Below are 13,002 nucleotides of genomic sequence, written 5' to 3' on the forward strand. Positions count from 1 at the left end.
TAGCACTATAAACTATTGTAATAATCCATTAAGTCTTTATGAATCAGAACATATTTAAAACTTAAATCTTTGGCTTTTTCTTCTAATGCCCTATAATCATTCGATTGTTCGTCCATTTTTGATAGTTGCTCAGAATAAGCGAAAATTAGTTTTCGTAGTTGATTGACTTCCCAAAGAAGTTTTATGGCATAATTTCGTTCATCAAACTTAAATGCTGTATTCCACATCCACTTACCTAATTCGGTCTTCCACATGATACTGCCGTTATTCATTCTGTAAAGATGATTATCATAATCCGAATTACAAGGATCGATGAATCCCTCATTCTTGTAATTAGGAATATTTACATCCCCTGATGGCCACTTTGATAATTTGTTGTTATTACAAAACTTGCATGAATAAACTAGGTTTGAATATTCTTCTGTAGAAATTTGACCTAATGGTTCAAAGAGGGACTTCGGAATAAAATGATCAACTTCATACCAAGTATGTCTATATCCATCATAGGAACCACAATAACCACAATGACAGTGAAAATCTTCCCTTAAATCCGGTTTGTGCTGTGACCATTTTCCCTTCTTCGGAACTTTTGTGGGATTCTCTCGCCTTTTAGGAAGCTTCTCTCTTACCTTCACTTTTCTTTGTTCTTTTTAATCAGAGATTTCAAGAAATCTTCTGCCTTTTTCCTGGTTTCAGAAAGATCTTCTAATTTTTCCGAAGAAATTAACTTCTCTGGAACCTCATTTCTTTTAGTTTTATCAAGATCACCAAGTTCTCTCTGTAGCTTAATCAAATTATCTTCATCAACTATGTTTAGACCTTTTTCTTCTCCTTTTTTTAATATTTCTGATATCCTATTTTTTCTATTATCAATACGACCTTTATAACGAACTACACTACTAATTAAGATCTTAATAAAACGCTCTGTTCTATTCCTATCATATTCTTCATCCTCTTTACTTGGGATTTCATCTTTACTAAAAATTATCTTCAAATCTTCAACATAGTTCTCAGCATCATCCCTTTTATTTGTAAAAATTATACAAGGGAACAAAGGTCTTTTATCATATATTTCTTTTTCTACTTCTTCTCCATTAAAGAAAACTTTATTTGATTCGTCCAATTTATAATCGATTAATAATAAATCGATATCGGAATTGTAAACTTGCTCCATTAATTGATGCAAAGTCATTCCTTCAAAAAAATCATAACCTATAATTTCAATTCCGAATTCACGAAATCTACGTTTGTACTTTCTTACTTGATGCTCATCCTCATCAATATATCCGAACTTAAGCTTATTTTCCATGTTTCTTTTTACGTATTGGGAAGGATATCAAAACCGAAAACCCCATTTCAGCATCCAATATATTAATTGTTCCATTATTGTCATCTACAACAGATTTGACAAGATACATTCCAAGACCTGTCCCAATTTCTTTACCTTTCCGATCTTTTTTTGATGTTGTGAATGGGAGAAATATTTCATCCTGATCATCTTCAAAGATTTTATCTAGGCCAACTCCATTATCTGAATAAATAATCTCAATAAATTCACCTTTAATACCAATCTCAATTTGTATATTTCGCTCCTGAGATTTGGTCAAATTGTCAAAAGAATCAATTGAATTATTAATTAAATTGGTAAATATTGTTGACATATCCATTTCGAAAGCCCTAAAATTGTAATCAACCTTTTCCAATTGATCTATAATATTTAGACTTATGCCTTTTTTCTTAAATATTCTGGCCCAGGATAATTCTAATGATTTTAGGAAAGGAGAAAATTCGAACTTTGCTCTCTTCCTTTTATCTTTTCTTATAGCTGTTAAGGCATAATCTACCCAATGAATTACTTTATCGGAGTTTTCAATCAACAAATCTATAATGTCAACACCGTCATTATATTCTTCGGATGACTTTTTATCTTTAGCAACAATTTCTCTAAATATTTTTTTTAAGTCCTTTACTTCGACAGCATTATCCTTTATTTCTTTAAGTTCATGGGCAAATGAAGATACTACTAGGCCTAAACTGGCTAATGACCTAATTTGAACTATCTCTTGATTTTCCTTTTGATCTCTTTCCTTTTCTAAAGCTTCAAGAATTCGTCTGAAAACTTCTTCATATGTTTTCCTTTCCTGATTTATCCTTTCATTTTCAAATAAATTTGCTATTTTTTTTCCATAAAATAATTCTTCTACCTCCTTTCTCTGTTCTATCATTTCCAAAGCCATTTCTTTTGCTTTTTCGTTAAGCTCTCTCTCTTTCTTAGTTTCCTTATCCTTTTTTATTTTAAGAAAAAGAGGATTTAGTACTTTAGTTCTATCATACTCGAACTCATGGATTACATTAACAATGATTTTTTTAAATGTTTCAAAAGCATCATTTTCCTGTAGGGAACCTCTATCAGATTTATCAATTAATAATGGATTGTTTTTTCTTGTAATAGAAATAATCCCAGCAGTCTGCTCAGGTCTGACTCTCCAATCTCCTATTCTTTGACCAGCACCAGCAGGACTTTGCGCAACTCTAGCCCCTAATCTCAACCAATCGTTAGTAGGATCTCCATAAGGCCTAACTCTAAAAGAATCACGGTAGATTTTAACACCACCGAACCTATTTAATGTTGATCTTCGTTCACTTGCAATGACAGTTTTAAATGGATATCCTTCTTTAACGGAATTTGAAAATTTTAAATAGTAAAATGTTAATTCAAAACTACCTACATCTCTTAGTAATTTTCTTTTATCATAATTTAGCTTCCATTTCAATACTTTATCTATTGACTTTGAATATTTAAACGTCCTTTTTTCTATTGTCTTTAGATCATAGGGTTTTTTCTGTCCTTTATAAACATCAGGAAATTGTTTCTTTAATTTACTAATGTCAATTTCGTTTCTCGTTATTTCAAAATCAACTTTTAACTCTTTTGAATCATAAGAAGCCTTTAATTTATAATCAAAATCATTAAAAAAAGCTGTTTCTACCTTACCATATTTTTTTGGCATTTGGAAATGCTTGAAAAATACCTCAAAAGGTATCTCCAACTCTTTTGGCGGAATTAATGCCTCTAGACTATTGAATACAGAAGAAATGTCATCATCAAACCAATCATCTTTTAATTTTGATATTTTAATTATTGTACCATTTTGAAAACTTAATTTTTTGAGTAACTCATCTGCCGAAATATTACTTTTAGTTAATTCTCGAATCTTAGCTTTCAAATCAATTTTCACAGTCTCAAGTTCAGCTTCAATCTCTGATATTGACTTATCGGATTGATCAAATTGATTCCAATCCATTTTCCAATAAGAGCCGGTTTTATCCTCTGATTTTTTAGATAGTGTCCACATTTCTGTTTCAAATCCAAGCCTGTCCAGCGCAAATCTTCCGATTCCTTTTGCTCCAGTTTTAGTTCTTTTTGCGTCAGATATATAGTCCTTTTCTTTATTGCCTGTACCAATCTTCATCCAATGGTTTTTTATTACCTTTTCGGTCATGCCCTCTCCATTATCAATAATGTATATGAAGCTTTTCTCTTTAATAGGATGATGGTGCTTTATTTCGTCAACTTTAGTTTCACTCTTTGTTTCAATATCAAAAATAACAATGCACTGCTTAGCATCTGCATCGTAGGAATTTTTCACCAATTCTATAATAGCTCCACTTGGATTCGAGAAATTTTCTCGCCCCATCAATTTTCCAGCTCTTGCAGATACTTTAAACTGTACTTTAGCCATTATTATATTGTGCTTTATTAGAAACAATTAAATCTTTAATATCTATGTTCAAAATATCAGTAATGAGATTCAAATCTTCAAGACTTGGCGGTCTTCTATTTTGGACATAAGAATTAACCATATTCTAACTCTTTTTTAACTTTTCTGCGAACCAAACTTGTTTTAAACCTTTCTCTCCAAATACCTCTTTAATGCGATTTATCATACTAATCAAGTTCAATAATAAAAATAGCATAATCATTTAATTTTATATCATGTTTTGAGATAAAATTAAATCATTACCTGACTTATACATTCCACACCTATTCCCCTTCCCCCTACGTCGTTAAGGAAAAGAGTCTTGCCTTACTTTGTTAAAGAATCCGAAGGGATAAAAATTTTCCGAAAAAACTTTAGTGCAAACTTTCACTTTTATCCAAAGCTCAGGTTGCATTAGCGCAAGAGCATTATAATACAAACTGCATTATATCATAATTCGACATTATACTGAATCGCTTTGATGTGTCGTACTGAGTGCCATAACCCTAACAACTTGCAAATAAACATAAGGGTGTGTTAACAACGAAAAGATCAAAAAAACAACCCCAGGACAAGCTCGGGGTTATCACAAATTTTGCCTAAGTTATGTTAGCTTAGAAAGAACCGATTACTATTTAGCAAATGCAGGAACGACGGTTTCAAAAATGGGTTTCATGATCTTGTCATCGTCCCGGTCATAACCCATAATGACAATGGTTAAATCAAGTTCTTCTACAACCATAACCCGCTGGCTACCACCTCCCCAGGCCAGTGTCATATCATAGCTTTTGTTACCAACGGTTACTGGTGTGTAGTACCAAAAATATCCATATAAATAATTCTTGGGCATCCAATCTATGGCAGGCCGTACAATCCCGCGGGTAGCTTCTTCCAGATAGGCAGCAGAAATAAACTGTTCTCCGTTTAATTTTCCCCTGTTTTGTACCAAATGCCCTAATTTTAGCATGTCACGAGATTTCATTTTTACCATCCACCCTGCCTGCGGTAGCCCACTTACATGTTTGGACCATTCATAATCGGTAATACCAAGAGGATCTAGTAGCTCATTTTTAATGAAGGCCTCAGCCGATCCCGGCACTACAGCATCAATTACCGTCATCACCAACATGGGATTAAAATTTCCGTACAAATAAGTCTGCGTCTCATCGGTAATAGGCTCGCTACGTTCCAAAAGCGTCTGCACCAGCCCCTGCCCTTTCAAACGAACGGAATCATTTTCAATTTCTTTCCATTGTTCCCTGTCGATCGTCAATCCACCTTGCATGGTTAATGCCTTGTGAAGTGTGATTTTTTCGTATCCTTTGGTGAATTTCTTAGGGTCTACATCTTTCAAGAAATGAGTCAAAGGCTTGTGGAGATCGTCCATACTTAAATATCCCATCTCAATAGCCCGTCCCAATACCAAACTGGTATACCCCTTTACTGCGGAGGCTTGCCCATGCGGCACATTGACACGCCCCTTGTTGTAATAGGATTCATATACCAATTGGTTCTTATGTGAAATAAGTAACGCATCGTAATGACCATATTTGCCGTCAAAAATCTCTTGCGAGACCTTTTTGATTGCGTTTTGGTCTTCGCTACTCACCGCTAAAGTATCAACCATTATTCCATCTTTTCTGTCCTCTGGAGTGGTCGTGACAAATGCCTTATTGAGTCGCGGAGTCGACCAGAATGAGGTCTCATTGCCAAGGCTTGAAACCGGGTTCAATATAGACGACAACCAGGCTGCGCTGCGAACGGCTGTTGCAGGAAATGCAGTACTATGGTTCCCATCGATCACTTCTTTATACACGGATAAACCAAGATCTCTTCGATCGTTTAATAATTTGATGAACGATTCCATAGGCGCAACCACTCTCTCTTCTTCCAATGAGCCATAGGCAATAAAAACATTGGCATTTAGACTCGAGTTCTTATTTGAGGCCTCATAAGGCCCAAATTGAGTATTCATTTCGGTTAACATATCGACTTCTCCCCTAACCGTTGGACTGCCAATAATGTAGTTGTTAAAGGTATCCGGTTGCTTCATTAGAATATACGCACCAAATTCCCCACTCAGTGAGTATCCGAAATACGTGCGACTGTTTGGGTCCGTGCGGTAGGTTTTGTCCACATAGGTAATAACATCATTGCGAACAAAATCGAGATGCTTATGGGCCTGTCCTAATTGAAATTTTGCTTGAACTTCCGGATTGCTGTGTTCTCTTATCGAATAATCCCGAAACCTACTCACATGCGCTCCTACTTCTTTTTTTAAGTCTTCATCGATGTCTAATTGATACGAAATTCCAACTAGAATCACATCTTCAATAATGAATTCCTGACAGGTAGATAGTACTTCAAGATGCCACTTAGCATCTGTATAATAAAGGACAGGATACCTTTTAGTAGGGTTTTCAGCATAATCTCCTGGCAACTCTATATACAGTTCATAGTTTCTTTCTGTTTTTGTGTCCTTTATGGGGACTACCCGAATTTGTGGTGATTCTAAAGAAGATCCTACTACAGGTGATACAATTTCCTTTACACTATTTTCCTGTGCAAAGGCATTATTTGTTAGTATAAGAAGAAGTAATAGTAGACCTTTGGTTAAGCTTTTCATCGTTTCATTATTTATAAATACACGATAAAAGTATTGGATAAACCCGACCAGAAATGGTAAACAGGATAAGCATGGCGTTTAAATGATGAAATCACTTCATCATGGATATAGGCCTTTTGTAAGAAATTATGAAAGTTTGTGTTTTAACACAGTACTTTTGCAGGTAACTAATAGAGCTCATGATACAAAAGTCTTTAAAGAATACCCTACTCATCAACCTCGGGGCATTTTTGTTAGTGCTACTCCTTGAGCTATTTAGTAATTTGATCATTAAAGACAAATTAGGTTCCGATTATGCGCTGTTCGTTCACAGTTTGAGTTATACCGTACACATCATGGGAATCATTTGGGTCAATCATTTCTTTCTCATTCCTTATTTCCTAGATAAAAAGCGCTATCTGCTATTTTCCATATTTCTCCTTGCCACCATCTTTGCTGCAATATCTACCAAAATAAACTTCGAATATGGTTGGATCGCTATTTCCAAATTCTTCTTCTTCTTTTTATATACCACCGGAACTGGAATGGCCGTTTTCTTTTTGAGAAGAAACATACGCATACAGAGAGAAAACAGTGAAAAGGAAAAGTTGCAAAGAGAGCTCGAATTGAACTACCTAAAGGAACAGGTAAACCCTCATTTTTTATTTAATTCATTGAATAGTATTTACGCCCTTTCAAGACAGCAATCTAGCGAAACACCTGAGGTTGTCATGCAACTTTCGGAATTAATGCGATATCAACTGGAAAGCGCTAAGAAAGACCTTGTTTCCTTAAAAGAAGAGTTGGAGTTTATAGAAAATTATTTATTGCTTGAAGAAAAGAGGTTAAGCAAACGCTGTACGATCGAATTTTTAATTGAAGGAGAAGTATCGAATTATAAAATAGCGCCCATGTTACTCATTCCCTTTGTGGAAAACGCGATTAAACATGGTGCACAAGCCACTAATGAGCAGAGTACGATTGATGTGAATGTTTCCATAAAAAATTCCAAGCTTCATCTTCATGTTGTAAATTCAAAACATAAAACGGTTGCCCAATCCACAAGAACGGGAATGGGGCTCGAAAATGTGCGGCGGCGATTGAATCTTTTATATCCGAATGCCCATGTATTAGAGATCAATGATATGGAGAAAGCGTATCATGTAAATTTAACCATTGACATAACAGATTAGGAATGATTAAAATTGCCATTGTTGATGATGAATTGCTAGCACGTGAAGTGTTAGAGGAATACTGTTCTAAAATAAACAACTTTGAATTGGTCCTAAGTACCGGGAATCCCATTGAATTTGTGAATTTTATGCAGCAAAATGAAATTGATCTTGTTTTTTTGGATATAGAAATGCCAGAACTCAATGGAATGGGAATTTTACGTTCTATGATAGCGTCACCGAAAGTTATATTAACGACGGCATACTCCGAGTATGCATTAGAAAGCTATGACTTTGGCGTGGTAGATTATTTATTGAAACCGATAAAACTTGAACGCTTTTTGCAAGCGGTAAACAAAGTTTCGGCTTTGCAAATAACAGCACCCAAAACGACTCACAAAAAAGAAGAACTTACCATAAAGCATGACGGATTACCACTTTCGATTCCATTTAAATCAATTCTCTATATTCAAAGTTTCGGGAATTATGTAAAGATTTTTACGGATACCAGAATGTATCTTATCTCCGAGACACTTATTAATATCACAACCTCGTTATCTGGAAATTTTCAGCGAACCCATAAATCCTATATTGCCAATTTGAACAGAGTTACAAAGGCTACCCGAACCCATGTATTGATTGACGATAAGAAGGTGCCTGTAAGTGCCATGTATAAGGTTGTTGTTTTTGAAAAATTGGAAGCTTTGGCGAAGCTATAAAATACGCACTCTAATTCTAAGTCATTCCACACACAATTGCTCCACTACTCTACCTTCTTGGCTCGTAGAATGCACGCCCACCGGCAGGTAATACAAAAATATTATATGGCAACTTTAAAGATGGAATTATTCAGTTTATGAATTCATATTTGAAGCAAGCTTAACATCCAAGTATGAATGATTATTTTTAACTTTAGGGTTAACAATAATAATTATGCTATTGATATGGGAATTTCAAGTGGTTGGTACGATATAGAGTATTTAAGAACGGATCACACAGGTGATATAATGGAATTTAATCTATCGTGTCCGCATGGAAACTTTCTCATTATATACTATGTATCTACTAATACTTGCGATATAAACCCTGTCCCTAATCCGGAATTAGTTTATTATATAGTCAATAAATTAGGAGAGATGAGACATTGTGGTTTATCCCCGCAAGACTTAAGTTTTAGAATTACTTCGAGAGATTCTGATACTTTTTAGTATCAATTCTTTTACCATGACGTTGCTTCACACTATGCTGGCTTCGCAAGGGTGTACTCCAGGCACTTGTATCGTATCTTAAGCGACTCACGGCCACATTTTCTTCAGGTGACTATTGGTATTATTCCCTAAAAATCCAATCGATAATTCACCTTCAACGCCACACCCCAATTGGTACGTTCCAATTGCTCGTTAAAATTGTCGGTAATGACCAAAAACACATAGGAAAGCGGTTTGTATTCCCATTGCAGTCTGCTATTGAAGTTTAGGTTGTCGTTCTGTGTGCTGTATTGTATATAGGTGGTCCAATTAAGGCGATTGGTGAAAAATACTTCCCCGGTAAACTGTGCCAAATGAAAGGTTTCTTGTCCCAATTCATTTAGATCTAAATCGTCTAGCTGATAGCTCACCAAAAGATTGGCGTAAGGGAGCAATCGGTAATTAACGGTTCCTCCAAGGGTGGTATTCAAACCACTATAAAACTGTCCATATTGGGCATAGGCATTGTACACAAAACTCTTGTTTCGGGCTGAATTATACCCTGCTCTCGCCCTAACGTAGTTATAAGAATCTGGTACCAACGGATTGCCATTGCTCAGGGGATCGAAAGCATATTTTAAATTTACGTAGTCGTAGTACAAATTGAGATACACTGCCGACAGTTCTTTAAAGAATAAAGCGGTATTATAAAAGGAAGAAGACTGTTGCAACTTGCCGGCCTCATCCCAATAGGTATTGTTACTTCCAAAGAAATATCGGTATTGATTTATGCTTTCAGAATTTGTGGGGAAATGGTTTAAGGTCCCTTCCACCCTACTCTGTGTATAGCCTTCACGGACCGTAACTTCTTGTTCGGCATCAAAATTAAATAGCCGTGGTGTAAAACCAACATCCGCCACATAATTACGCTGCACATGCCGTATAGAAGCACCAAAATCTGCACCCCGTACGTTGTAAAACATGCCTATATTATAAAAACCATCCTTCCCTGATACATTCGAGGTAAAACTCTTGGCGGCATTGGCCACTCCGGTCCATTTTCTGTCGATGGATTTGTAATTAAGGTTTAGCCCGGTAACACGATTGTAATCATCCTCAAAGCCGAAACCTTCTGTTTCTTGCCTATTTACAAGAAATCCCGTTGCGGTGAAGCGTTTCGATAATTGATGCTCCCCTACCAACACGCCAAAGTTTTGAGCAGGATCGTCACCTTCTGCTTCCGTTTGTGCATTGAGTAACCCAATACGGGTTTTAGGGCTAAGGTTTCCAGAAAGCTTCACTCCAAACTGCATCGCGGTAGCTGCCCCAATACGCCTCGAGTAAAATGGATTGACATCGGGCAGACCTAAATTGGAAAACAGATCTGCATTCTCCAAAAAGAAGTTACGGCGCTCTGGAAAGAAGACCGAAAAGCGGGTGAGGTTGGTTACCTGTTGGTCCACATCGATTTGGGAAAAATCGGGATTGATAGTAGCATCCAATTTTAAGGAGGAACTTACATTGTACTGAACATCCAGACTAGGCACAAAGGAGGTTTCATCGGTGTCATTCAGTACATCATTGCTATAATTTACCGTGGTTGAGGGAATGACGGCAAAGCGTGCATCCGTTGTTTTAGGCAGTTGGTCGATTTTAAAAGGCTGTGTGAACCGCAAATCGAATAGTCTATAATTACGGCTTAGGTCGGTGAAGATAGTCCAAGAATTGTTCTTAATATCGCGTACATAGGTTTGTATGGCAATGGCTTCATTATCTTGATTAAAGCTCAAGTTTTTAAAGGGAATGGCGATCTCGTATTGTTTTTTGGTACCATTCACCTGTGTCGCTGCCTTCCAAACGGTATTCCAATTACTACTCAAGGTAAAGCCTTCATTAATGCGCTCTACCAAACCGTCCACCTGCGTTCCTCCCATATTTACGGCAAAATAGTAGGCGCTTTGTTGTTGCAATTGGGTGTCCATAATGAATATAAAGGTTTCACTTTCAGCCACAGAATTCCCAATATCATCACGCTTTAAAGAACTTAGTTGCACCTTGCTGGTGGTATCATTGTAAATAGCTGAAATGACTAACTGCTCTCCATTATGAAATAGCCTGACTTCCGTTTGATTTTCGGCCAAGCCTTCGTCGGTGGGCAGGTAATTATGAAAATTGGTGTAAACGGGTAAGGTCTCCCAAACAGATTCCTCTAATTTTCCATCTACTTCAATAGTCTCATTTACAAATTTAATTTCCAAGGGTGTCTGGGCCCAACCAATCGCCGATAAGCTCAGCCCAATAATTAGAATACAAAATCTCATAACACCCCAAACCTATTACAATAACACACTCCTATTTTTAAAAATAGACCAACCTAGGTTGGGCGTATACAAAAATGGAAAAGCGGGTTTATAGACCCAAAAACACTGTTTGTAGCCCGTTACTATGGGTTTTGTAGAAAATGGATGCAGGTCATTCAGAGAAATGATATTTTTGAGGATTGGATATGTTTCTATGAAAGCCTTTTTTACATCTCGGTTTGCCCAGCACCTCTTATTTTGGGTATGCGTATTCACTTATTTCATCATCACATCCAGTATGGTGTTCTTTAGGGATTACAAGCATCTTACCGAGAGCACATTTACCATCATTGTACCACAGATCATCTTAGCCTACGTGTTGCTCGACTTTTTGATACCAAAATTTCTTAACCAGAAAAAGTATGCACTATTCATTGCCAGCACACTTTTCACACTCATCATTATATTTATGTGTTATGTGGCCGTGAGACAATATTATTTTGATGTAGAATACATTGATACCTATAATGAAATAGCCAAAGGCTTCGCCCTACGTTCCTATGGCGAACGACTAATGGACATGAATATGTTCTTTAGCAAAACGGTAAAATTCCTCACCCCAGCAGCCTTGCTTTTTACATATCGTTTATTCAAAAATCAACAAAGCCTGCTGCAATTGAGGGAACAAAAACGCCTTGCAGAATTAAGTGCCTTGAAAAACCAATTGAACCCCCATTTCTTATTTAATACGTTGAATAATTTATACGCCCTAGCGATTGAACGTTCCGATAAAACCCCTGAAGTCATTGAGCGACTTTCCGAGATGTTAGATTATATGCTGTATAGATGCAAGGATGACTATGTATCGCTGGAAAAAGAAGTCAATTTGATCGAGAATTATCTAGCCTTGGAAAAAATCCGTTATGGAAAACGGGTAGCCATTGAATTTGAAAACAATAGCAATGGTAATGTGAAAATTGCCCCTCTGATTTTACTTACCTTTATCGAAAATGCCTTTAAGCATGGGGTGAGCCAAGAGTTGGACCAAGCAAGCATAAGAATACTATTGAATTCAAATGATGAGGAAATCTCCTTTATGATTACCAATACTAAACCCAATACCATCGTCCAAAACAAGAATGTAAGTAGTGAGGCTTTGGGGCTTGAAAATGTTACGAAACAACTTAATTTGTTATACCCAGAGGCTTACGAACTCGTGATAAATGATTTGTCCAATTCTTATGAAGTCCATCTAAGTATCCCTTCCTATGTTGTATAAATGCCTGATTGTAGATGATGAAGAGTTGGCCCGAAGATTACTTGTTAATCATCTGTCACAACTTGAAAATTTTGAAGTGGTTGCCGTTTGTGAAAGCGCTATTGCCGCAAGCAAAGTGCTAAAAGAGCAAGCCGTGGATCTGTTATTTTTAGATATTGAAATGCCCATCTTAACAGGGGTCGATTTCTTTAAGAATCTTATAAAGAAACCCAAGGTAATTTTTACGACGGCCTATCGTGATTTTGCTGTAGAAGGGTTCGAATTGGATGCCGTAGACTATCTTCTAAAACCCATTACGTTTGCGCGTTTTTTTAAGGCCATTGAAAAGTTTGAGAATCTTCAAAAACCCAATACACCAAATGCATTGAGTAAACCTACACAAGATGACTTTATCTTCATCCGAAAAAACCGGAAGCAAGTAAAAGTTTCATTCGACACTATTTTGTTCGTGGAAAGCTTAAAGGATTACATCAAGATTCACACAAAAGAGGGTAACCATACCATTAAATATAGCATCACTTCGTTCCATGAGTTATTGGATGAACGTTTTTTACGCACGCATCGTAGCTATCTTGTAAACCGTGATAAGATAACCGCCTATACCGCACAAGATGTGGAAATAGAAGCTATTGAGATTCCCGTGGGCGAAAGCTATAGAAAACACATTCAAGTACTATTGGGCGGGAATTAATGTATCA

Annotated in this window: 9 protein-coding genes; 4 read left to right on the top strand and 5 right to left on the bottom strand. The window is 36.5% G+C overall.

Going from position 1 to position 13,002, the window contains the following annotated elements:
- Nucleotides 1–5: 5 nt before the first annotated feature.
- The 4 genes from POV27_RS09305 to POV27_RS09325 form a co-directional block, all read right to left on the bottom strand.
- The gene (locus POV27_RS09305) at nucleotides 6–635 is read right to left on the bottom strand and encodes an HNH endonuclease (protein WP_272862479.1); all 630 of its coding nucleotides are present in this window, start codon (nucleotides 633–635) and stop codon (nucleotides 6–8) included.
- Nucleotides 632–1,309, bottom strand: coding sequence for a hypothetical protein (locus POV27_RS09310; protein ID WP_272862480.1), 678 nt, complete (start codon nucleotides 1,307–1,309; stop codon nucleotides 632–634). Before POV27_RS09310 ends, POV27_RS09305 begins: the two co-directional genes overlap by 4 nt.
- Nucleotides 1,299–3,743, bottom strand: coding sequence for a sensor histidine kinase (locus tag POV27_RS09315; RefSeq protein WP_272862481.1), 2,445 nt, complete (start codon nucleotides 3,741–3,743; stop codon nucleotides 1,299–1,301). Before POV27_RS09315 ends, POV27_RS09310 begins: the two co-directional genes overlap by 11 nt.
- Nucleotides 3,744–4,392: 649 nt before the next feature.
- A complete protein-coding gene (locus POV27_RS09325) occupies nucleotides 4,393–6,387 on the bottom strand; it encodes a serine hydrolase (protein ID WP_272862482.1) in 1,995 nt (664 codons plus the stop codon).
- 179 nt (nucleotides 6,388–6,566) lie between these two features.
- On the opposite strand from POV27_RS09325, the gene POV27_RS09330 reads away from it, so the two are divergent.
- Together POV27_RS09330 and POV27_RS09335 are read left to right on the top strand one after the other, a co-directional pair.
- On the top strand, nucleotides 6,567–7,559 hold the full coding sequence (locus tag POV27_RS09330; RefSeq protein WP_272862483.1) for a sensor histidine kinase: 993 nt from the start codon (nucleotides 6,567–6,569) through the stop codon (nucleotides 7,557–7,559).
- 2 nt (nucleotides 7,560–7,561) lie between these two features.
- Nucleotides 7,562–8,257, top strand: coding sequence for a LytR/AlgR family response regulator transcription factor (locus POV27_RS09335; protein WP_272862484.1), 696 nt, complete (start codon nucleotides 7,562–7,564; stop codon nucleotides 8,255–8,257).
- A 617-nt stretch (nucleotides 8,258–8,874) separates the two neighbouring features.
- Here POV27_RS09335 and POV27_RS09340 read toward each other — a convergent pair.
- Nucleotides 8,875–11,046 carry a DUF5916 domain-containing protein gene (locus tag POV27_RS09340; RefSeq protein WP_272862485.1) on the bottom strand — a complete coding sequence of 724 codons (2,172 nt, stop codon included), beginning with the start codon at nucleotides 11,044–11,046 and terminating at the stop codon, nucleotides 8,875–8,877.
- A 193-nt stretch (nucleotides 11,047–11,239) separates the two neighbouring features.
- On the opposite strand from POV27_RS09340, the gene POV27_RS09345 reads away from it, so the two are divergent.
- Together POV27_RS09345 and POV27_RS09350 are read left to right on the top strand one after the other, a co-directional pair.
- Nucleotides 11,240–12,304: a sensor histidine kinase gene (locus POV27_RS09345; RefSeq protein ID WP_272862486.1), complete on the top strand. Its 1,065-nt coding sequence runs from the start codon at nucleotides 11,240–11,242 to the stop codon at nucleotides 12,302–12,304.
- Nucleotides 12,294–12,995: a LytR/AlgR family response regulator transcription factor gene (locus POV27_RS09350; protein ID WP_272862487.1), complete on the top strand. Its 702-nt coding sequence runs from the start codon at nucleotides 12,294–12,296 to the stop codon at nucleotides 12,993–12,995. Before POV27_RS09345 ends, POV27_RS09350 begins: the two co-directional genes overlap by 11 nt.
- The last annotated feature ends 7 nt before the right edge of the window (nucleotides 12,996–13,002 follow it).

The organism is Aureisphaera galaxeae, assembly GCF_028561275.1.
GTDB lineage: Bacteria > Bacteroidota > Bacteroidia > Flavobacteriales > Flavobacteriaceae > Aureisphaera > Aureisphaera galaxeae.